This is a genomic window from Paracoccus sp. Z118 (assembly GCF_019061185.1).
GTDB lineage: Bacteria > Pseudomonadota > Alphaproteobacteria > Rhodobacterales > Rhodobacteraceae > Paracoccus.
On sequence record NZ_JAHQZU010000011.1, the window covers coordinates 82,546 to 104,887 of the forward strand.

19 protein-coding genes and 1 tRNA gene are annotated in these 22,342 nt (G+C 67.6%); 9 read left to right on the forward strand and 11 right to left on the reverse strand.

The features are described 5' to 3' along the window. The first annotated feature begins 10 nt into the window (after window positions 1-10). Together KTN05_RS11040 and KTN05_RS11045 are read left to right on the forward strand one after the other, a co-directional pair. Window positions 11-1,177 (forward strand): acyl-CoA dehydrogenase family protein, encoded by a 1,167-nt coding sequence (locus KTN05_RS11040; RefSeq protein ID WP_217329458.1) that lies wholly within the window; start codon window positions 11-13, stop codon window positions 1,175-1,177. Then, window positions 1,177-2,352, forward strand: coding sequence for a CaiB/BaiF CoA-transferase family protein (locus KTN05_RS11045; RefSeq protein WP_217329459.1), 1,176 nt, complete (start codon window positions 1,177-1,179; stop codon window positions 2,350-2,352). Before KTN05_RS11040 ends, KTN05_RS11045 begins: the two co-directional genes overlap by 1 nt. A gap of 52 nt (window positions 2,353-2,404) precedes the next feature. Here KTN05_RS11045 and KTN05_RS11050 read toward each other — a convergent pair whose 3' ends face one another. From KTN05_RS11050 to lipB, 4 genes are all read right to left on the reverse strand, one after another. Then, on the reverse strand, window positions 2,405-2,920 hold the full coding sequence (locus KTN05_RS11050) for a DUF2244 domain-containing protein (RefSeq protein ID WP_254368137.1): 516 nt from the start codon (window positions 2,918-2,920) through the stop codon (window positions 2,405-2,407). A 51-nt stretch (window positions 2,921-2,971) separates the two neighbouring features. After that, entirely contained in the window at window positions 2,972-4,651 is a 1,680-nt protein-coding gene (locus KTN05_RS11055; protein ID WP_217329460.1) for a cytochrome c oxidase subunit 1, read from the reverse strand. A gap of 186 nt (window positions 4,652-4,837) precedes the next feature. Then, the gene (locus tag KTN05_RS11060) at window positions 4,838-5,365 is read right to left on the reverse strand and encodes a cytochrome c family protein (protein WP_217329461.1); all 528 of its coding nucleotides are present in this window, start codon (window positions 5,363-5,365) and stop codon (window positions 4,838-4,840) included. Window positions 5,366-5,493: 128 nt separating this feature from the next. After that, entirely contained in the window at window positions 5,494-6,144 is a 651-nt protein-coding gene (gene lipB, locus KTN05_RS11065) for a lipoyl(octanoyl) transferase LipB (protein WP_217329462.1), read from the reverse strand. Window positions 6,145-6,277: 133 nt separating this feature from the next. Here lipB and metH point away from each other — a divergent pair, with 133 nt between their 5' ends. From metH to KTN05_RS11100, 7 genes are all read left to right on the forward strand, one after another. Beyond that, a complete protein-coding gene (metH, locus tag KTN05_RS11070; protein ID WP_217329463.1) occupies window positions 6,278-10,012 on the forward strand; it encodes a methionine synthase in 3,735 nt (1,244 codons plus the stop codon). Between the two features lie 75 nt (window positions 10,013-10,087). Then, a tRNA-Leu gene (locus tag KTN05_RS11075) sits at window positions 10,088-10,174 on the forward strand. Between the two features lie 185 nt (window positions 10,175-10,359). Then, window positions 10,360-11,463: an ABC transporter ATP-binding protein gene (locus KTN05_RS11080; protein WP_217329464.1), complete on the forward strand. Its 1,104-nt coding sequence runs from the start codon at window positions 10,360-10,362 to the stop codon at window positions 11,461-11,463. A gap of 27 nt (window positions 11,464-11,490) precedes the next feature. Beyond that, window positions 11,491-12,576: an ABC transporter substrate-binding protein gene (locus KTN05_RS11085; RefSeq protein WP_217329465.1), complete on the forward strand. Its 1,086-nt coding sequence runs from the start codon at window positions 11,491-11,493 to the stop codon at window positions 12,574-12,576. Between the two features lie 64 nt (window positions 12,577-12,640). Beyond that, window positions 12,641-13,729, forward strand: coding sequence for an ABC transporter substrate-binding protein (locus KTN05_RS11090; RefSeq protein ID WP_217329466.1), 1,089 nt, complete (start codon window positions 12,641-12,643; stop codon window positions 13,727-13,729). A 25-nt stretch (window positions 13,730-13,754) separates the two neighbouring features. Then, window positions 13,755-15,056 (forward strand): ABC transporter permease, encoded by a 1,302-nt coding sequence (locus KTN05_RS11095; RefSeq protein WP_217329467.1) that lies wholly within the window; start codon window positions 13,755-13,757, stop codon window positions 15,054-15,056. A gap of 4 nt (window positions 15,057-15,060) precedes the next feature. Then, the gene (locus KTN05_RS11100; RefSeq protein WP_217329468.1) at window positions 15,061-16,011 is read left to right on the forward strand and encodes an ABC transporter permease; all 951 of its coding nucleotides are present in this window, start codon (window positions 15,061-15,063) and stop codon (window positions 16,009-16,011) included. Between the two features lie 3 nt (window positions 16,012-16,014). Here KTN05_RS11100 and KTN05_RS11105 read toward each other — a convergent pair whose 3' ends face one another. The 7 genes from KTN05_RS11105 to KTN05_RS11135 form a co-directional block, all read right to left on the reverse strand. After that, complete coding sequence (locus KTN05_RS11105; RefSeq protein WP_217329469.1) at window positions 16,015-16,959, reverse strand: AEC family transporter; 945 nt, start codon at window positions 16,957-16,959, stop codon at window positions 16,015-16,017. After that, a complete protein-coding gene (locus KTN05_RS11110; RefSeq protein ID WP_217329470.1) occupies window positions 16,956-17,753 on the reverse strand; it encodes an MBL fold metallo-hydrolase in 798 nt (265 codons plus the stop codon). The genes KTN05_RS11105 and KTN05_RS11110 overlap by 4 nt, the downstream gene beginning before the upstream one ends. Further along, window positions 17,750-18,562: a TatD family hydrolase gene (locus KTN05_RS11115; RefSeq protein WP_217329471.1), complete on the reverse strand. Its 813-nt coding sequence runs from the start codon at window positions 18,560-18,562 to the stop codon at window positions 17,750-17,752. The genes KTN05_RS11110 and KTN05_RS11115 overlap by 4 nt, the downstream gene beginning before the upstream one ends. A gap of 27 nt (window positions 18,563-18,589) precedes the next feature. After that, window positions 18,590-19,681, reverse strand: a complete 1,092-nt coding sequence (locus KTN05_RS11120) for a DNA polymerase III subunit delta' (RefSeq protein WP_217329472.1) — start codon at window positions 19,679-19,681, stop codon at window positions 18,590-18,592. Continuing rightward, window positions 19,678-20,304: a dTMP kinase gene (gene tmk / locus KTN05_RS11125; protein ID WP_217329473.1), complete on the reverse strand. Its 627-nt coding sequence runs from the start codon at window positions 20,302-20,304 to the stop codon at window positions 19,678-19,680. The genes KTN05_RS11120 and tmk overlap by 4 nt, the downstream gene beginning before the upstream one ends. 11 nt (window positions 20,305-20,315) lie before the next feature. Beyond that, complete coding sequence (locus tag KTN05_RS11130) at window positions 20,316-21,473, reverse strand: D-alanyl-D-alanine carboxypeptidase family protein (protein WP_217329474.1); 1,158 nt, start codon at window positions 21,471-21,473, stop codon at window positions 20,316-20,318. A 116-nt stretch (window positions 21,474-21,589) separates the two neighbouring features. Further along, entirely contained in the window at window positions 21,590-22,162 is a 573-nt protein-coding gene (locus KTN05_RS11135; protein WP_217329475.1) for a thymidine kinase, read from the reverse strand. Between the last annotated feature and the right edge of the window lie 180 nt (window positions 22,163-22,342).

Consider the following 22,342-nt stretch of genomic DNA (forward strand, 5'->3'; position numbering starts at 1 on the left):
AGGAAAGACCATGAAACCGCTGATCCAGGACGACCCCTATCAGGACCTGCGCGACGCCGTTCGCGCCCTGTGCGCGACCTTCCCGCCCGAATACCACCGCCGCATCGACGCGGAGCGGGGCTACCCCGAAGAATTCGTCGACGCGCTGACCCGCGCCGGCTGGCTGGCCGCGCTGATCCCGGAAGAATACGGCGGCTCGGGGCTGGGCCTCACCGAAGCGTCCATCATCATGGAAGAGATCAACCGCTCGGGCGGCAACTCGGGCGCCTGCCACGGCCAGATGTACAACATGGGCACGCTGCTGCGGCACGGCTCGGACGCGCAGAAGGCGGAATATCTGCCCAAGATCGCCTCGGGCGACCTGCGGCTCCAGTCGATGGGCGTGACCGAGCCGACCACCGGCACCGACACGACGAAGATCAAGACCACCGCCGTGAAGAAGGGCGACCGCTATGTCGTCAACGGCCAGAAGGTCTGGATCAGCCGCATCCAGCATTCCGACCTGATGATCCTGCTGGCGCGGACCACGCCGCTGGATCAGGTGGCGAAGAAATCCGAGGGCATGTCGATCTTCATCGTCGATCTGCGCGACGCGATCGGCCAGGGGATGGAAGTCCGCCCGATCCCGAACATGGTCAACCACGAGACCAACGAGCTGTTCTTCGACAACCTCGAAATCCCCGCCGAGAACCTAATCGGCGAGGAGGGGCAGGGCTTCAAATACATCCTCACCGGACTGAACGCCGAGCGCACGCTGATCGCGGCGGAGTGCATCGGCGACGGCTACTGGTTCATCGACAAGGTGACCGCCTACGCCAAGGAGCGGGTCGTCTTCGGCCGTCCCATCGGCCAGAACCAGGGCGTGCAGTTCCCGATCGCGGAAAGCCTGATCGAGGTCGAGGCGGCGAACCTGATGCGGTTCGAGGCGGCCCGGTTGTTCGACGAGGGCAAGCCCATGGGCGCACAGGCGAACATGGCCAAGTATCTCGCGGCGAAGGCCAGTTGGGAGGCCGCGAACGCCTGCATCCAGTTCCACGGCGGCTTCGGCTTCGCCAACGAATACGACGTGGAGCGCAAGTTCCGGGAAACCCGGCTCTATCAGGTCGCGCCGATCTCGACGAACCTGATCCTGAGCTACGTCGCCGAACATATTCTCGGACTGCCGAGGTCCTTCTGATGCGGCCGCTGGAAGGGATCACGGTCGTCACGCTGGAACACGCCATCGCCGCGCCCTTTGCCACGCGGCAACTCGCGGATCTGGGCGCGCGGGTCATCAAGATCGAGCGGCCGGGCACGGGCGACTTCGCCCGCGCCTATGACCACCGCGTCAACGGGCTCGCCTCGCATTTCGTCTGGACGAACCGCAGCAAGGAAAGCCTGACGCTGGATCTGAAACACCCCTCGGCGGCGCGAGTGCTGGCGGCGCTGACGGAAAAGGCGGATGTGGTGGTGCAGAACCTCGCGCCCGGCGCGGCTGCGCGGCTGGGGCTTTCCTATACGGCCTTGGCCGAGAGGAATCCGGGAATCATCGTCTGCAATATCTCGGGTTATGGCGCCGATGGGCCGGACCGCGACCGCAAGGCCTATGACCTGCTGATCCAGGCCGAGGCGGGGTTCCTGTCCGTCACCGGCAGCCCTGGCCAGCCCGCGAAGGCTGGCGTCAGCGTGGCCGATATCGCCGCCGGGATGTATGCCTATTCCTCGATCCTCGGGGCGCTGATCGGGCGCGGGCAGACCGGGCAGGGGGCCGAGATCGACGTCTCCATGCTGGAGGCGATGGCCGAGTGGATGTCGTTCCCCATGTATTACGCCTTCGACGGCGCCGAGCCGCCGCAGCGTTCGGGGGCGAGCCACGCGACGATCTATCCCTACGGCCCGTTTCCGACCGCCGATGGCTCGGTGATGATGGGGCTTCAGAACGAGCGGGAATGGGCGCTGTTCTGCGACCGGGTCATCCGGCAGCCGGAGCTGAAGGCCGACGCCCGCTTCACCGGGAACGCCGCGCGGGTGGCGCACAAGCCGGAACTCGCGGCGATCATCACGGCCGCCTTTGCCGAACTGACCTCGGATCAGCTGCGTGAGCGGCTGGACGCGGCGGGGATCGCCAATGCCCGGCAGTCCACGATGGCGGATCTCTGGGCGCATCCGCAGTTGAAGGCACGAGACCGCTGGCGCGAGGTCGGCACCTCCGAGGGGCCGATCCCGGCGCTGCTGCCGCCGGGACGCTCGACGGCGTTCGAGCCGCGCATGGACGCGGTGCCCGCGCTCGGGGCAGATACCCGTGCGATCCTGTCGGAGATCGGGTTGACCGAGGCCGAGATCGACGCGATGGCGGAAGCCGGCGCGATCTGAGCCCCGCCCGGCCCCGCTGCCGCGCCGTTCGGCTGTCCGGCGCGCTTTTCGGTCAGCGCCGGAGCTGGCGCAGCGCAAGCTCCAGCTCGTCCTTCAATGCGCGACGTTCCTCGGGGGAAAGGAACGCACCCAGCTCGATCGGCCGCCCGCCGTCGGTGAGGGTGAGGTAGTCCTCGACCGGTTCGTCATGCAACTCCAGCCGCACCCAGTAGGGGTTGCCCTGCCAGATCCGGTCGCTGCGGCCCGGATCGCAGCGGGTGACGGTCATCGCGCCGGATGACAGTTCCACCACCTCGTGCATCTGCCCTTGGCGGTTGCTTGCGCGAATCGCGGCCCACAGGCCCGCGACGGCCAGGATGGCGAAGGGCAGCAGGCCCCACAGGACCGCCCGTCCCAGCATCGCGAGCAGCGGCAGGGCGAGTCCGGCAGCGGACAGCCCGATCACCCAGACAAACCCGACCGGCGGCAGCGAGCGATGCGGCCAGATCATCAACCGGCGGCGTTCCGGCGCGTCGTCGTGCCATTGATAGGGCATCCGGCGGGGCGTTCCCTTGTGCAGGGCCTTCATGAAAAAGGCCCCGGATCGCTCCGGGGCCTCTGTCTCGTCAGGTTGCCCGGATCAGTGGGCGTGGGTCTTGTCCCAGTCGGACCGCTTCGGCAGCGTCTCGAACGTGTGTTCGGGCGGCGGCGAGGGCACGGTCCATTCCAGCGTGTCGGCGTATTCGTTCCAGTAGTTCGGAACATTGACGCGCTTGCCGGCGAACAGCGTGTAGAACACGATCCCGATGAAGAAGATGAACGAGGCGAAGGCAATGTAGGCGCCGATCGAGCTGATGTTGTTCCAGTACGCGAACTCCGACGGGTAGTCGATGTAGCGGCGCGGCATGCCCTGGCGGCCCAGGAAGTGCTGCGGGAAGAAGATCATGTTCGAGCCGATGAACATCGCGAAGAAGTGGACCTTGCCCGCCCATTCCGGGTACTGGCGGCCGCTCATCTTGCCGATCCAGAAATAGACCCCGGCGAAGATCGCGAAGATCGCGCCCAGGCTCATCACGTAATGGAAGTGGGCCACGATGTAGTAGGTGTCGTGATAGACCCGGTCCAGCGGCGCCTGCGCGATGACGACGCCGGTGACGCCCCCCACGGTGAACAGGAACAGGAAGCCGAACGCCCAGAGCATCGGCGTCTTGAACTCGATGGAGCCGCCCCACATCGTCGCGATCCACGAGAACACCTTGATGCCGGTGGGCACCGCAATGGTCATGGTGGCGAGCATGAAATAGGCCTGCTGCGTCACGCTCATCCCGGCGGTGTACATGTGGTGCGCCCACACGACGAAGCCCAGGATCGCGATCGCGATCAGCGCCAGCACCATCGGCAGATAGCCGAAGATCGGTTTCTTGGCGAAGGTGGCGATGACGTGGCTGATGATCCCGAAGCCCGGCAGGATGATCATGTAGACCTCGGGATGGCCGAAGAACCACAGGATATGCTGATAGAGCACCGGGTCGCCGCCGCCGGCGGGGTTGAAGAAGTGGGTGCCGAAATTGCGGTCCATCAGCAGCATGGTGATGGCGCCCGCGAGAACCGGCAGCGACAGCAGGATCATCCAGGCGGTGACGAAGACCGACCAGGCGAACAGCGGCACCTTGAACAGCGTCATGCCGGGCGCGCGCATGTTCAGGAAGGTGGTGATGATGTTGATCGCGCCGACGATGGACGAGGCGCCCGAGACGTGGACCGCGAAGATCGCGAGATCGGTCGAATAGCCCGACTCGGTCGTCGAGAGCGGCGGATACAGCACCCAGCCGATGCCCGAACCCATCTGGCTGTTGCCGCCCGGCGCCAGCAGCGAGGCGATGCCGAGGCAGACGCCGCAGACATACAGCCAGTAGGAAAGGTTGTTCAGACGCGGGAACGCCATGTCCGGCGCGCCGATCTGAAGCGGCAGGAAGTAGTTGCCGAACCCGCCGAACAGCGCCGGGATGACGACGAAGAACATCATCAGGATGCCGTGATAGGTAATCAGCACGTTCCAGAGATGGCCGTTCGGGGTGCAGACATCGCCTTCGCCAGCGGCGAAGAAGCGGGCGCCTTCGAGGCACATGTACTGCACACCGGGGTGCTGCAGTTCCATGCGCATATAGACGGTGAAGGCAACCGCGATCAGGCCGACGAGGCCTGCGGTGAACAGATACAGGACACCGATGTCCTTGTGGTTGGTGGACATGAACCAGCGGGTGAAGAACCCGCGGGAGTCATGGTGCTCACCATGGCCGTGAATCGCGGCGTCAGCCATGCGCGATCTCCCTCGTGAATTCGCAGATGCCCGGCCGGACGCTGCTCCGGCGGGCGGTGTCACAAGTTCTAGCGAAGCCGTGACGATAGGGCAATGCGTCGCAGGGCGGTTCGGGGAAGATCGGCCGATGCCGGGACGGCAGAAGAGCCACGCCGAGGAACGGCGCGGCTCGGAAGCTGAGATGGATCAGTTGCTGGCCGGGGCGGCAGCGGCATCCGCCGGTGCGGCAGCGGCATCCGCCGGTGCGGCGGCGGCGTCGGCGGCGGCGTCGGCCGGAGCCGCGGCCGCGCCTGCGTCGGGCGAGTGCTGCGCCAGGAACGCGATCACGTCCGCCTGGTTGCGGGCCATCTTGAAGGTCATCTTGGTCTTGGCGGCGGAATCGCCGGTCTCTTCCTTCAGGAACGCCGCCGGATCGGTGATGTAGTCGATCAGCAGTTCCTCGGTCCAGACCATGTCCGGCTTCATCTCGGCCAGTTCAAGGATGCCGTCGCCATACTTGAAGTCCTCCTGCGAAGCCGGCTTGTCGCCGACGATGCCGTAGAGGTTGGGGCCCGTGCGCCCGCCCTTGACGATGTCCTCGCCCTCGGGCGTCTGGATCATGTGGCAGGCCTTGCACTTGTTGAATTCACGCTCGCCCTTGGCGGCGTCGCCTTCCTGCGCCGCGGCCGGAAGGGCCAGGGCGATCGCGGCGATCGTGGCTGAGATGCGGATCATGTCGTTTTCCTTTCTTGCGCGCTGAGGCCGGTCACGCGCCATCGGCTCACCGGCCAGTCGGAGGGAGTAACGGCTTAACTAACGCAAAGGTCCATGGTTTTTGCAAGCGCGACCAAAAGTTGATCGGTTCAGCCGCCGAACCGCCGGTCGAACGTGACGCGCAGGGCGGCGTCCAGATCACCCATCGTCACCGGCAGCCCCAGATCGACGAGGCTGGTGACGCCGTGCCCCACGATTCCGCAGGGCACGATCCCGTCGTAATGGGACAGATCGGGTTCGACGTTGATCGCAAGCCCATGAAAGCTGACCCAGCGGCGCAGCTTGACGCCGATCGCCGCGATCTTGTCCTCGCGCATCGACCCGTCGGGCAGGGGCGGCTTGTCGGGCCGGGCGATCCAGACGCCGACCCGCCCCGCGCGGATTTCGCCGCTCAGGCCGAACTCGGCCAGCGCGTCGATGACCCATCCTTCAAGCCCCGCGACAAAGGAGCGCACGTCCCGCCCCCGGCGGTTAAGGTCCAGCATCGCATAGACGACCCGCTGCCCCGGCCCGTGATAGGTGAACTGCCCGCCGCGTCCGGTGGCGAAGACCGGGAAGCGGCCGGGATCGGTCAGGTCGGCTTCGCGGGCGCTGGTGCCGGCGGTGTAGATCGGCGGATGCTCGACCAGCCAGACGGCCTCGGGGGCGCGACCGGCGTGGATGTCGGCGACCCGCGCCTCCATCGCGCCGACCGCGTCGGGATAGGGGGTGAGGCCGGGCAGGGTGGTCCATTCGGTCATGGCGCCGCCATGCGGGATGCGGAGCGTCCGTGCAAGACAGCATGAGTTCGGTTCATGTTGCCTGTGACGAACATGAATTTTCCTTGTGTTAAGGTTTGTCCTATAAGACGGCACGCCTGAAAGGACCAAGACCATGACCAGACTGCCCCAGACTGCCGCCGCCCAGGCGATCCTGACCGCCGCGCGCGAGCGTATCCTGATCCTCGACGGCGCGATGGGCACGCAGATCCAGCAGTTGCGGCTGGCCGAAGGGGATTTCACCGGCGCGTCGAATCACGGCGGCGGCTGCGCCTGCCACATCCACACCGACCACCCGCAGCAGGGCAACAACGACCTGCTGAACCTGACCCAGCCGCAAGCGATCGAGGACATCCATTTCCGCTACGCCCTCGCGGGTGCGGATATCGTGGAGACGAACACCTTCTCCTCCACCTCCATCGCGCAGGCCGATTACGGGATGCAGGACCGGGCTTTCGACCTGAACCGAGAAGGCGCGCGGCTGGCGCGGCGGGCGCTGGACCGGGCGACGGCGCAGGACGGGCGTCCGCGCTGGGTCGCCGGGGCGCTGGGGCCGACGAACCGCACGGCCTCGCTCAGCCCGGACGTGAACAACCCCGGTTTCCGCGCGATCACCTTCGACCAGTTGCGGGTGGCTTATGCCGAGCAGATCAAGGGGCTGATCGAGGGCGGGGCGGACCTGATCCTGATCGAGACGATCTTCGACACGCTGAACGCCAAGGCCGCGATCTTTGCCGCCGACGAGGTGTTCGCGGAAACCGGGCAGGTGCTGCCGCTGATGATCTCGGGCACCATCACCGACCTGTCGGGGCGCACGCTGTCGGGGCAGACGCCGACCGCCTTCTGGCACTCGATCCGCCACGCGCGGCCGCTGACGGTGGGGCTGAACTGCGCGCTCGGGGCCAGCGCCATGCGGCCGCATCTGGCGGAACTGTCGGACGTGGCGGACACGCTGATCTGCGCCTATCCGAACGCCGGGCTGCCCAACGAGATGGGCGAATATGATGAGACCGCGTCGAAGATGGCCGCGCAGATCGCTGATTTCGCTGCGGAAGGACTGGTCAACGTCGTCGGCGGCTGCTGCGGATCGACCCCCGAGCACATTGCAGCGATCGCCGAGGCCGTCGCCGGCGCGTCGCCGCGCAAGCTGCCCCAGATCGCGCCGCAACTGCGGCTTTCCGGGCTGGAACCCTTCGTGAAGATCGACGAAATCCCCTTCGTCAACGTGGGCGAGCGCACGAACATCACCGGCTCGGCCCGCTTCCGCAAGCTCATCACCGCCGGCGACTATCCCGCCGCGCTGGAGGTCGCGCGGGATCAGGTGGAGAACGGCGCCCAGATCCTCGACGTGAACATGGACGAGGGGCTGATCGATTCCGCCGCCGCCATGACCACCTTCCTCAACCTGATCGCCGCCGAGCCCGACATCGCCCGCGTGCCGCTGATGATCGACAGCTCCAAGTGGGAGGTGATCGAGGCGGGGCTGAAATGCACCCAGGGCAAGCCGGTCGTGAACTCGATCAGCCTCAAGGAAGGCGAGGAGGCGTTCCTGCACCACGCCCGGCTCTGCCTGCGCTACGGCGCGGCGGTCGTGGTCATGGCCTTCGACGAGACAGGACAGGCCGACACCGAGAACCGCAAGGTGGAGATCTGCACCCGCGCCTATGACCTGCTGACCGGTATCGGTTTCCTCCCCGAGGACATCATCTTCGACCCCAACATCTTCGCCATTGCGACGGGGATGGAGGAGCACAACAACTACGGCGTCGATTTCATCAACGCCACGCGCCGCATCCGGCAGGGACTGCCGCACGCCCATGTCTCGGGCGGGGTGTCGAATCTCAGCTTCAGCTTCCGCGGCAACGAGCCGGTGCGCGAGGCGATGCACGCCGTGTTCCTGTATCACGCCATCCAGGCGGGCATGGACATGGGGATCGTCAACGCCGGGCAACTGGCCGTCTATGACCAGATCGACGAGACGCTGCGCGAGGCCTGCGAGGACGTGGTGCTGAACCGCCGCGCAGATTCGACCGAGCGGCTGCTGGATCTGGCCCAACGCTACAAGGGCGAAGGCGGCGCCAAGGGGCGCGAGAAGGATCTGGCGTGGCGCGAGTGGCCGGTGGACAAGCGGCTGGAACACGCGCTGGTCAACGGCATCACCGAATTCATCATCGACGACACCGAGGAGGCGCGGCTTGCCGCCTCGCGTCCGCTGCATGTCATCGAAGGGCCGCTGATGGCGGGGATGAACGTGGTGGGCGATCTCTTCGGCGCGGGCAAGATGTTCCTGCCGCAGGTGGTGAAATCGGCCCGCGTGATGAAGCAGGCGGTCGCCCATCTGCTGCCCTACATGGAGGCGGAGAAGTCCGAAGGCGGATCAAGTTCCGCCGGCAAGATATTGATGGCAACTGTGAAAGGCGACGTGCACGATATCGGCAAGAACATCGTCGGCGTGGTCCTCGCCTGCAACAACTACGAGATCATCGACCTCGGCGTGATGGTTCCGGTGCAGAAGATCCTCGAAACCGCGCGCGCCGAGAACGTGGATATCATCGGCCTGTCGGGCCTCATCACCCCGTCGCTGGACGAGATGGCGCATGTCGCGTCCGAGATGGAGCGCGAGGGTCTCGATCTTCCGCTGCTGATCGGCGGCGCCACAACGAGCAAGGTTCATACCGCCGTCAAGATCAACCCGCGCTATCACCGGGGGCAGACCGTCTATGTCACCGACGCGAGCCGCGCCGTGGGCGTGGTGTCGAATCTGCTTTCGGACGAGAAGATCAGCTATATCAAGGAAGTGCGCGCGGAATATCAGCAGATGGCTGAACGCTACAATCGCGGCAGCTCCGACCGGGCGCGTCTGCCCCTCGGCGCCGCGCGCGCCAATGCGGTGCAGGTGGACTGGTCCGCCTATGACGCGCCGCGCCCGACGATGACCGGCACGAAGGTGCTGGACGACTGGGACCTGGCCGAAATCGCCCGCTACATCGACTGGACCCCGTTCTTCCAGACCTGGGAGATGAAAGGGGTCTATCCCAAGCTGCTGGACGATCCGAGGCAGGGCGAGGCCGCGCGGGCGCTGTTCGCGGACGCAAAGGCGATGCTGGCGCGGATCATCGATGAGAAATGGTTCTCGCCCCGCGCGGTGGTCGGCATCTGGCCGGCGAACCGCGACGGGGACGACATCCGCCTGTGGACCGGCGAGGACCGGGTGGAGACCCGCGCCGTGCTGCACACGCTGCGCCAGCAGGTGACCAAGCGCGACGGGCGGCCGAACGTGGCGCTGGCCGATTTCGTCGCGCCCGAGGGGCGGCCCGAATGGGTCGGAGGTTTCGTGGTCACGGCCGGGGACGAAACGGCGCGCGCGCAGGCGTTCCGCGACGCGCATGACGACTTCTCGGCGATTCTCGTGCAGGCGCTGGCGGACCGCTTCGCCGAGGCGCTGGCCGAACTGCTGCACGAACGGGTCCGGCGCGAGTTCTGGGGCTATGGCGCGGAGGAAAGCTTCACCCCCGAGGAGCTGATCGCCGAACCCTATCGCGGGATCCGCCCCGCGCCGGGCTATCCGGCCCAGCCCGATCACACCGAAAAGCGGACGCTGTTCGACCTGCTCGACGCAACGGCCGCCACGGGGGTCGAGCTGACCGAATCGATGGCGATGTGGCCGGGCTCGTCAGTCAGCGGGCTCTATATCGCGCATCCCGACGCCTATTATTTCGGCGTCGCGAAGGTCGAGGCGGATCAGGCTGCGGACTATGCCGCCCGCAAGGGAATGACGGTGGCCGAGGCCGAGCGCTGGCTCGCCCCGGTCCTCAACTACGACCCCGCGGCGCGTGTCGCGGCGGAATGAGGTCGCAGCGTCAGCGCCGCGAAAAGCCCTTTTCAACGGCGCGGCGTATCGCTATGTGAGGCGCACCACGGGAATGCGGTCGTGGCGGAATTGGTAGACGCGCAGCGTTGAGGTCGCTGTTCCTTAACCGGAGTGAAAGTTCGAGTCTTTTCGACCGCACCATGGAAACGGCGCCCCTTCGCGGGCGCCTTTTTCACATCCGCACCTGCGTTGCGCCGTCGCATCCTGTCCGCTTGCCGGGCAGCCCGCCAGGGCGCCGCATGGGCCCCTACAAGCCCGTTGCCAAGTCGGGGGCGGGCTGCATAGTCTGACCTAACACGAACAAGAAACGGCCAGGGGGAACGCGATTGACTGCCAGCGCCGGCAAGGACGGGTTCGTCCTGTTCGACCATGTCCAGAAGAGCTACGACGGGCAGACGCTGGTCGTGAAGGACCTGAATCTTTCCATCGCGCAGGGCGAGTTCCTGACCATGCTCGGCCCCTCGGGTTCGGGCAAGACCACCTGCCTGATGATGCTCGCGGGGTTCGAGACGGCGACCCACGGGCAGATCCTGCTGGACGGGCGCAACATCAACGACGTGCCGCCCCACAAGCGCGGTATCGGCATGGTGTTCCAGAACTACGCGCTGTTCCCGCACATGACGGTGGGCGAGAACCTGTCCTTTCCGCTGGAGGTGCGCGGCCTCGGCAAGGCCGAGCGCGAGGCGCGGATCATGCGGGCGCTGGACATGGTGCAGATGGCGCGGTTCCGCGACCGCCGCCCGGCGCAGCTTTCGGGCGGTCAGCAGCAGCGGATCGCGCTGGCGCGGGCGCTGGTCTTCGATCCCAAGCTGGTGCTGATGGACGAGCCGCTCGGCGCGCTCGACAAGCAGCTGCGCGAGCATATGCAGTATGAAATCAAGGCGCTGCACGAAAGACTTGGCGTGACGGTGGTCTATGTCACCCACGACCAGGGCGAGGCGCTGACCATGTCCGACCGGATCGCCGTCTTCAACGATGGGCGCATCCAGCAACTCGCCACGCCCTCGCAGCTTTACGAGCAGCCGGAGAACAGCTTCGTCGCCGGGTTCATCGGCGAAAACAACGCGCTTGCCGGCACGATCGAGCGGCTGGACGGGCAGACCGCGCTGGTGCGGCTGGCCAATGGCGAGCTGATCGACGCCGCCCCGGTGAACATCCGCGAAGTCGGGCAGCAGACGCTCGTGTCGATCCGTCCCGAGCGGATCGAGTTCAAGCCCGAGAACATGCCCCCGGACGTCCACACCGTCGAGGCCGAGGTGATCGAGGTCATCTACATGGGCGACATCTTCCGTGCGCGGATGAAGGTCGCCGGGTCGGATGACTTCGTGATGAAGTTCCGCAACACGATGGGCCAGACCCGCCTGTCGCCCGGCCAGAAGATCCGCGTCGGCTGGCATCCGCAGGACGCGCGCGCGCTCGACCCTGTATAATAATCAACATCCTTGGGAGGATAAGGGATGAAACTGAGAGCCACCTTCATTGCCAGCACCGCGCTCGTGGCGCTTGCCGGCCCCGCGCTGGCGCAGGACCGGACGCTGAACCTGCTCGACTGGGGCGGCGCCTACGGCGAATCGCACCAGGTCGCTTATAACCGGCCCTTCGAGCAGGAAACCGGCATCCGCATCGTCGTCAGCGACGCCGACAACCCGGCGACCCCGATCAAGGCGATGGTCGAGGCGGGCAACGTCACCGCCGACGTCGCCTCGGTCGAATATGCCGACGCTGTGCGGATGTGCGACGAGGGGCTGCTGGAGGAAATCGACCCCTCGATCCTGCGTCCCGGCGCGAATGGCGAGACGCCCGAGGAGGACTTCATCGACGGCGCCCTGACCGAGTGCTTCGTGGGCACGGATGTCTATTCGATGGTGCTCGCCTATGACGACACCAAGTTTCCCGACGCCAAGCCCGCCGGCCCGGCCGATTTCTTCGATCTCGCCGCCTTCCCCGGCAAGCGCACCATGCGCAAGGGCGCGAAGTTCAATCTCGAACTCGCGCTGATGGCCGATGGCGTCGCGCCGGATCAGGTCTATGAGGTGCTTTCCACCCCCGAGGGCGTCGATCAGGCCTTCGCCAAGCTCGTCACCATCAAGAACGACGTGATCTGGTGGGAAGCGGGCGCGCAGCCGCCGCAGCTTCTGGCGGATGGCGAGGTGACGATGGCCTTCGCCTTCAACGGCCGGATCTTCAACGCCGCGATGTCCGAGAACAAGCCGTTCAACATCGTCTGGAACGGCCAGATCTACGAGATGGAAGGCTGGGTGATGCCGAAGGGCGCCCCGAACCGGGAAGCGGCGCTGGAATACATCGCCTTTTCGACCGCGCCCGAGCAGCTGGCGAAGGCCGCCGAGCAGATCAGCTACGGCCCGCCGCGCCTGTCCTCGGCCAGCCTCGTCGGCAATGTCGCGGGCACCGAGACGCCGATGCTGCCGCATCTGCCGACCGCGCCCGAGAACCTCGAACTCGGGATCGCCTCGAATCTCGATTTCTGGGTGGACCATGACGGCGAGCTGAGCGAGCGGTTCAACGCTTGGCTGGCCGGCTGACGCGCCCTCTGAACTTCGCGCCTGCCGCAGCCCCGTGGCAGGCGCGACCCTCGCAAGGAACATGATGCCCGCCCTTCGTCACCATCTTTGCGCCGCTTTGGCCGCCTTGCCCCTGACCGCAGGTGCCTCGCATGCCGAGCCGCTGAACGTGCTGACATGGGGAGGCGAGTTCACCGCCGCGCAGCAGGTGGCCTTCGCCAACCCGTTCACCGAAGCGACGGGTCAGCCCGTGCGGCTGATCGACGTGGACAGCCCGACCGCGCTCATCAAGGCGCAGGTGCTGTCGGGCAACGTGACGGCGGATGTGGTCAGCATCGGACAGGCCGACGCCGAGCGGCTGTGCGAGGAAGGGCTGGCCGAGCCGATCGACCCCGCGCTGATCGCGCCCGCGCCGGACGGAACGCCGGCTGCGCAGGATTTCCTGCCGGGCGGGATCAGTGAATGCTTCGTCGCGACGGACGTCTATTCCGCCGTGATCGGCTTTGACGCGGCAAGGATCGGGCCTGAAGCGCCGGCAACGATCATGGATTTCTTCGACCTTCAGAAATTCCCCGGCCGCCGGGGCGTCCTGAAGGAGCCGCGCTTCACCCTGGAAATGGCGCTGATGGGCGACGGCGTGCCGCCCGGTCAGGTCTATGACCTGCTGGACACCCCCGAGGGGCTGGACCGCGCCTTCGCGAAGCTTGACAGCATCAAGGACCAGATCGTCTGGTGGGAGGCGGGGGCGCAGCCGGTCCAGCTTCTCGCCGACGCGGAAGTTGCGATGACGATGAGCTATAACGGCCGCCTGTTCGCCGCGAAGGCCCGCGACGGGATGCCGTTCGAGGTTCTCTGGCACGGGCAGGTCTATGAGATCGAGGGCTGGATGATCCCGCAGGGTGCCCCGCAACTGCAAACGGCGCTGGAGTTCGTCGCCTTCACCACCGCGCCCGAGCCGCTGGCCCGAGCGGCCGAGCAGCTGAGCTACGGCCCGCCCCGCGCCTCGTCGCAGGCGCTGGTCGGCAACTGGCAGGACAGCGGCATCCCCATGGCGCCGCATCTGCCCACCGTGCCGCAGAACCTCGCCCATGCGCTTGCGATCGATGTGGATTTCTGGGCCGACAACGACGTGGCGCTGACCGAGCGTTTCAACACCTGGCTTGCGGCCGGGTGAGCAGCGGCGCAGCATAGGACTGACGATGGCGACCCCTCTCGACCCCCATGCGGCAATTGTGGCCGAAGCCTCGGGCCTGCCGCCCGCCGCGCCGCTGACCACGGCGGACGGCCAGCCGCTGGCCCGCGCGCTGAACCGCTCGCGGCGCAAGGCGCGGCGTCAGGCGCTGCTGCTGGTGCTGCCGCTGCTGGCCTTCGTAGTCATCACCTTCATCCTGCCGATCGGGCAGATGCTGCACCGCTCGGTCTACAACCCCGGCTTTGCGGACAACATGCCCCGGATCAGCGCCTGGTTCGCCGAGAACCCGCGCGGCACCGACCCGGACGAGGCCGCCTGGGCCGCGCTGGCCGCCGACCTGACCGAAGCAGCCGAGGCCCGCACCATAGGCATCGTCGGCACCCGCATGAACTACGACGTGCCGGGCACCCGGTCGCTGTTCACCTCGACCGGGCGGCAGGTGCGGGGCGGGCTGGAGCCGCCCTACCGCGAGGCGCTGCTGGAGATCGACGGCAAATGGGCATCGCCCGAGCTCTGGGCGGCGATGCGGACCGGCGCGACCGCCTATACGGCCAACTTCTATCTCGCCTCGATGGACCTCACCCGCGACAATGACGGCAACATCACCGAGGCCCCGAAAGAGCGGCAGGTCTATGGCATGCTGTTCATGCGGACCTTCTGGCTGTCGGCGCTCATCACCGGGATGACCTTCCTGCTGGGCTTTCCCGTCGCGCATCTGCTGGCAACGCTGCCGACGCGGAAATCCAACCTGCTGATGATCCTGGTCCTGCTGCCGTTCTGGACCTCGCTGCTGGTCCGCACGACGGCGTGGATCGTGCTGCTGCAACAGCAGGGGGTGGTGAACGACATCATGGTCTGGCTGGGGATCATCGGCGACGGCCAGCGATTGCAGATGATCTACAACCAGACCGGCACGATCATCGCCATGACCCACATCCTGCTGCCGTTCATGATCCTGCCGCTGTATTCGGTCATGCGGACGATCAATCCCAGCTATGTCCGGGCCGCCCGCAGCCTCGGCGCGACAAGCTGGACGGCGTTCCGCCGCATCTACTTTCCGCAGACGCTGCCGGGGCTGGGGGCAGGGGCGCTGCTCGTCTTCATCCTCGCGGTCGGCTACTACATCACCCCCGCGCTGGTCGGCGGCTCGTCCGGGCAGCTGATTTCCAACATGATCGCCATGCACATGACGGAAACGCTGAACTGGTCGATGGCGGCGGCGCTGGCGGCGCTGCTGCTGGCGGGGGTGCTGATCCTCTACTGGGTCTACGACCGGCTGGTCGGGATCGACAACCTCAAGCTGGGATAGAGCGATGGCGCTTCCGACCTATGCATCGAAGCTGGAGCGGGTGTGGCACTGGGCCTATCTCGCGATCTGCACGGCGATCTTCGTCTTCCTGATCGCCCCGATCCTCGTCGTGATCCCGCTGTCCTTCAACGCCGAGCCCTACTTCACCTTCACCGAGGAAATGCTCTCGCTCGACCCCGACGGCTATTCGCTTCGCTGGTATGACAGCCTGCTGACCTTCGGCATGGTCGCCCCGGACGCGCCGCGCAATGCCGCCTGGTGGGCGGACATGTGGACGAATGCCCGCTGGGTGAACGCGGCGAAGAACTCGATCATCATCGGGGTGTTCGCGACCCTGCTGGCGACGGTGCTGGGAACACTGGCGGCGCTGGGGCTGTCGCAGCGCGAGATGCCTGCGCGGCGGGCGATCATGGCGATCCTGATCTCGCCCATGATCGTGCCTATCATCATATCGGCGACGGGGCTGTTCTTCTTCTACTCGAACCCCTGCGAGGCGCTGACATGGATCGGGCTGAACGTCCAGTGCGGGCGGCTGGCGGGGACGTATCCGGGCGTGATCCTCGCCCATGCGATGCTGGGGATTCCGTTCGTCATCATCACCGTGACGGCCACGCTGGTGGGTTTCGATCAGTCGCTGTCGCGGGCGGCGGCGTCGCTGGGGGCGAATCCGCGCACGACCTTCTTCCGCGTCGTCATGCCGCTGATCCTGCCCGGCGTGATCTCGGGCGCGCTGTTCGCCTTCGTCACGTCCTTCGACGAGGTAGTGGCGGTGCTGTTCATCGCCGGCCCCGAGCAGCAGACCATCCCCCGCCAGATGTGGAGCGGCATCCGCGACCAGATCAGCCCCGCGATCCTCGCCGTGGCGACGCTGCTGGTGGTGTTCTCCATCGCGCTGCTGACCACGGTCGAGATGCTGCGGCGGCGGGGCGAGCGGCTGCGCGGCCTCGCGCCCTGAGCGTCAGGGCAGCAGCCCCAGCCACAGCCAGGCGGTGACGATCGAGGCGATAGTGCCGATCAGCACCGACGAGGCCGCCACCCGCTGAGCGTTGCCATACATCTGCGCGAACAGATAGGCGTTGACCCCGGGCGGCATGGCGGCGGTCACGACCGCCGAGCGCAGCCCGGTCGTGTCCAGCCCGCCGAAATGGCCGAAGGCATAGGTCAGCGCCGGGTGCAGCAGCAGGCTGCAGGCGCAGCACATGGCGATCACCCCCATGTCGCCGCGCGGACGATAGCGCCAGATCACCGCGCCCAGCCCGAACAGCGCCGTCGGCAGCGCGGCGTTGCGGATCATGGTGACGGCGGACCAGAAGCCCTCCGGCAGGACCAGCCCCGCCGATGTGGCGAAGTTCACCGCGAAGCCGCACAGGATGCCGATTACCAGCGGCGTCCGCAGCACCCCGCTCAGCGCCCGGCCCGAGACCCTGGCGACCGACAGCCCCTTGCCATGCGCCCGCGTGAACTCCATCGCCGTGATGCCGAAGGTATAGATCACCGGGGAATGCAGCGCGATGATGGCGAAGTTGCCCGCCAGCGCCGCCTCGCCATAGGCCCGCTGCATGATCGGCACGCCCAGCAGAAGCGAGTTCGAGAAGAGGCACACGAAGCCGATCGCCACCGCGTCCTCGGGCGTGCGGCCGAAGCCGAAGCGCGCGCCGGCCCAGCCGACCAGGAACGAGGTGAACGCCGCGGCATAGAACGCGCCGAGCAGCAGCGGGTTGAAGTTCGCGCCGAGATCCATCCCGGCGATGGAGTGGAACAGCAGCACCGGCACCGCGAAGTTCTGGGCGAAGCGCATCACCCCGTCCACGGCGGCGGGCGACATCCAGCCGCGCCATGCGACCGCGTAGCCGTAGCCCATCACCAGGAAGACCGGCAGGATGACGGTGAAAAGCGCGCTCACAGCGTCAGGACCAGCCCGTCATGGGCCGGGATGACGTGATCCGGCGTTTCCGCCATCACCGCGTCGTAATCCAGATCGATATGCATGTTGGTGATGACCGCGCGTGGGGCGCGCGAGCGTTCGATCCATTCCAGCGCAAGGTCGAGATGGGCATGCGAGGGATGTGGCCGGCGGCGCAGGGCGTCGCAGATGAAGACTTCGGCCCCCATGATCGCGGGCCAGGCATCTTCGGGGATCGCCTTCACGTCCGGCAGATAGACCAGCGCCGGACCCGCGCCCTCGATCCGCAGCCCCAGCGCGGTGATCGAGCCGTGATCGACCCGGAACGGCGTGACCAGCAGATCGCCCCCCGCGCCGGGAACGGTGAACGGCCCCTCGATCAGGTTCAGCGCGACGATGGGCGGGTAGGGAGAGCCGGGAGGGGTGCGGAAGATATAGCCGAACCGCGTCTGCAGCGCCGCCGAGGTGGGATCGTCCGCCCAGCCCGTCAGGACCGAGTTGGTGTTGTGGGTGATCTGCCGCAGGTCGTCGATGCCGTGGATATGGTCGGCATGGGCATGCGTCCACACCACCGCGTCCAGCCTGCCCACCCCCGCGTCGGTCAGCTGCGGCACGAGGTCGGGCCCGGTATCGACCAGCAGCCGCGTGACGCCGCGCGGCCCCCCGCGCTCGACCAGAAGCGAGCAGCGGCGGCGGCGGTTGCGCGGGTTCGACGGATCGCATTCTCCCCAGTGCCCGCCCAGACGCGGCACCCCGCCCGACGAGCCGCAGCCGAGGATGGTCGCGCGGATCATCCCCTGTTTCCTGCGGCCTTCGGGAACAGCCGGTCGAAATTGGCGCTGGTGAGGGCGGCGAACTCCGCCTCGGTCATGCCGTAAAGCTCGGCCCCGACGCGCGCGGTATGGGCGACATAGGCCGGCTCGTTCCGCTTGCCCCGGAACGGGGGCGGGGCGAGGAACGGGGCGTCGGTTTCCACCAGCACCCGGTCGCGGGGCGCGCGCGCGAAGATGTCGCGGATTTCGGTCGAGCGCGGGAAGGCGGCGATGCCCGACATCGACAGGTAGAAGCCCAGCCTCAGCGCGGTTTCCGCCAGCGCCGGACCCGAGGTGTAGCAGTGCATCACGCAGGAGAACGGGCCGGCCGCATGTTCCTCGGACAGGATGCGGGCCATGTCGTCGTCGGCGTCGCGCGAATGGATGATGAGCGGCAGCCCGGTGCGCCGCGCCGCCTCGATATGGATGCGCAGGCTGTCGGCCTGAACGCTCGCGCTTTCCGCGGTGTAGTGGTAGTCGAGGCCGGTTTCCCCGATCCCGACCATCTTCGGATGGGCGGTCAGCGCGACCAGTTCCTCCACCGTCGCCAGCGGCTCCTCGGCCACCTGCATCGGGTGGGTTCCGGCGGCGTAGAAGACGCCGTCATGCGCCTCGGCGATGGCGCGGACCTGCGGCTCCAGCCGCAGGCGGGTGCAGATCGTGACCATGCGGGTGACGCCGGCGGCGCGGGCGCGGGCGATCAGCGCGTCCCGCTCGCCGTCGAAATCAGGAAAATCGAGGTGGCAATGGCTGTCGACCAGCGCCGGCGGGGCGGGGTTCGGATCGGTCATGGCGGCTTTCAGCGTAGCGGCGGAATGTCATGCCTCGGCTGCGCCGGGCGCCTGCGCGAGCGTCACGAGCATATCCATCACCAGCGCGCCGGGGTCAAGGTTGACCGCCCGGCCCCGGCGCGCCCGCGCCGACAGCTCGGCCTGCGCCGCCGCCCAGATCCGCGCCGCGCGGTCGTCGGGCGAAATGCGGGTCAGCGCCTCGGCCTCGCCCCTTGCCGCCTCGGGCAGGGGCGCGCCCATCAACCCGGTGCGGGCGGCGCGGGTGAGAAAGCGGTCGAGCAGCGTCACGACCAGATCGAAGGGATCGCCGTCGGCGCCGGGCCGGGCCGAGGCGCGGTCCGCCAGCGCCGCCGCGCGGCCGCGATCCATCCGGGGAAGGGCGCCGAACAGGTCCACGATCGCCTGATAGACGGCGAGTCCGTCCTGCCCGGCTAGCCGCAGCGCCTCGCCGACCGAACCGTCCGCAAGCGCGGCCAGCCGCACCGGATCGCCCTCGACGTCCAGCGGCGCCATCGCCTCGGCCATTGCCTCGGGCGTCAGCGGGTTCAGCCGCAGGGTGCGGCAGCGCGAGCGGATCGTGGGCAGCAGCCGCGCGGGCTGGTGGGCGATCAGCAGCAGCATGGCACCCTGCGGCGGCTCCTCCAGCATCTTCAGCAGGGCGTTGGCGGCGTTGGTGTTCAGCTCGTCGGCGGCGTCGATGATGGCGATCCGGCGCCCCCCCTCGGTCGCGCTCATGTGGTAGAAGGCGAGGAGCTTGCGGATCTCCTCGACCGTGATCTCGGCCCGGAGGCGTCCGGTCTTGTCGTCGGCGCCGCGGCGGACGGAATGCAGCCCCTGTTCGGATTGCGCGAGGATGCGGCGGGCGACGGAATCGTCATTCGGCACCGAGAGGTCGTCGCTTTCCGCGCCCGAGAGCAGCCAGCGGGCCATCGACCAGGCGAGCGTCGCCTTGCCGGTCCCGCGCGGGCCGGTCAGCAGCCAGGCATGGTGCAGCCGCTGCGAGCGGGCGCTGGCCACGAACTCGGCCATCGCCTCGTCCTGCCCGACGACGCGCGGCGTCTCGCGCGGGTGGGGAAAGCCGGGGACGCGGTCCGGCTCGGGCGCTGGGGCGTCGCTCACGCCGTCGCCTTCGCGCTCAGGACGAGGGCGAGGGCGGCGCGGACGCGGGCGGCGACGTCCTCAAGCGAGCCTGCGGCGTCGATCAGCCGCACGCGCTGCGGAGCTTCGATCGCGAGGGCGCGGAAACCGTCGCGCAGGCGCTGCTGGAAGCCGGGGCCGAAGCGCTCGAAACGGTCCTCGTTTCCGCCGCGATCGGTGAGGCGGGTCATCGCCACGGCCGGATCGGCATCAATGACCAGCGTCAGGTCGGGTTCGATCCCGATCATCAGATCGTGCAGCCGGTCCACGGTCGCGCGCAGATCGGCGCGGACTGTGCCCTGATAAACCCGCGTGGAATCGGCGAAGCGGTCCGAGATGACGACCGCCCCCGCCGCAAGCGCGGGGCGGATGGTGCGTTCCAGATGATCGCGGCGGGCGGCGGTGAACAGCAGAAGCTCGGTCTCCGGCGACCAGCGGTCGCCCGCGCCTTCGACCAGCAGGCGGCGGATCTCCTCGGCCCCCGGCGCGCCGCCCGGCTCGCGCGTCAGCACGACCTCATGTCCCGCGGCGCGCAGGTGCTCGGCCAGCAGCCGCGCCTGGGTGGTCTTGCCGGACCCGTCGATCCCCTCGAAGCTGATGAACATCGCGCGGCCGGTCAGCTGCCGGCGGCGTCGATGGCGCGGCGGCCCAGCCGCATCGCGGCGCTTTGCAGGCGGCCCATCACGCCCGCGCGGGCAACGTCGGTGGCGGCGAGCAGCGGCAGCTTCGCCCCGGCGGTCCCCGGAATGGTCACGACCAGATCGCCGAGCTTCTGCCCCGCCTTGACCGGCGCCTCGATGGGGCCGTGGAACACCGCCTCGGCGGTGATGCCATCTTCGGCTCCGGCGGGGATCAGGACGTTGACGCCGTCGGGGGTGGTCAGGCCGACCCGCGAGACCTCGCCCAGCCAGACGGGGGCGTGGGCGACCATCTCGCCCTTGGGCACCAGCGCCTTCATGGTGAACTGGCGGAAGGCCCAGTTGACGATCCGCTCGGCCTCTTCCGCGCGGGCGGTGTCGTTCTCCAGCCCGCCGATGGCGAAGACGATCCGCCGCCCGTCCTGCACCGCCGAGCCGACCAGCCCGTAGCCCGCCTCCTCGGTGTGGCCGGTCTTCAGCCCGTCGGCGCCGATATCCAGTTTTAGCAGCGGGTTCCGGTTGTAGCGGTTCGAGGGCACGCGGCCGTCATAGGGAAACTCGGTCTCCGCGAAGCCCTTGTAGAGTTCGGGAAAGTCCTCGATCAGGTGCAGCGCCAGCTCGCCCAGATCCTCGGCCGACATCTCGTGCCCCGCCGCGGGCCAGCCCGAGGAATTCACGAAATGCGAGTTCTCCAGCCCCAACTGCGCCGCGCGCTCGTTCATGAGCCGGGCAAAGGCCTGTTCGGTTCCCGCCAGCCCTTCGGCCACGACCACGCAGGCGTCGTTGCCGGACAGGACGATGATGCCCCTGATCAGCTCCTCGACCGTGGGGCGGTCGCGTTCGTTCAGGAACATGCTCGATCCCTGCATTTCGCGCGCCTTGGTCGAGACCGGGAACCGCGTGTCCATGGTCACGCGGCCGTCCTGAACGGCCTCGAACAGCATGTAGATGGTCATCAGCTTCGACATCGACGCGGGCGGGCGGGCGATGTCCGAGTCCTTCTCCATCAGGACGGTGCCGGTGGCGATGTCGTAGACCCAGGCTTCACGCGCATTGGTGTCGAAGGCGCGGGCCGCGGGCGCCAGCGCAAGCGTCAGCACGACGGCGACGAGGGTGCGGGACAGCAGCGCGCGCATGGAAAGCTCCTTTGCCTGTTTGATCCGGGTTAACCCAGCGCGGGAAAAGCCGCAATCTGGGGGCGAGCCTGTCACGGCAATCGTGAAAATTTCCTGAACGGAATCGAGAAAGCCGCTCACATCCCCATCTCGTCGCGCCAGTGGCGGCGGCAGAGCGAGTCGTAGGTCTCGTTCCCGCCGATCTGGATCTGCGCGCCCTCGCGGATCGCCCGCCCGTCATCGCCGCGCCGCACCACCATCGTCGCCTTGCGGCCGCAATGGCAGATGGTGCGGATCTCGCGCAGATCGTCGGCAAGGGCGAGAAGCGCGGCCGATCCGGCGAACAGCTCGCCGCGGAAATCGACCCGCAGCCCGTAGGCCATCACCGGGATGTGCAGATCGTCCGCGACATGCGCCAGTTGCCAGACCTGGCCGGGCGTCAGGAACTGCGCCTCGTCCACGAAGATGCAGGCGCAACCGGCGCCCTCGCGCGAGATCAGCGCGTAGAGGTCGGTCTCGCAGGTGAAGGGTATCGCCGCGGCGCCGATGCCGATGCGGCTGCCGATCCGGCCTGCGCCGGCGCGGGTATCCACGGCGGCGGTCAGCAGCAGCGTGGCCATGCCCCGCTCGCGGTAGTTGTGGGACGCCTGGAGCAGCAGCGTGCTCTTGCCCGCGTTCATGGTCGAGTAGTGGAAATAGAGCTTGGCCATGCAGGCGGGTTATTGCCGCCGCCGCGTCCGTGCAAGCGGCGGACGGCCGGCTTCCCTAATCGGGGCCGGGGCGCAAGCGGGAACGGAGACGCCGCACGAATATTGCCCGAGGGCAAAGGACGGCGCGATTCCGCGCCACCGCGCCTTTCCCCTTGATAGACAACCTCCGACCCCGCCCCT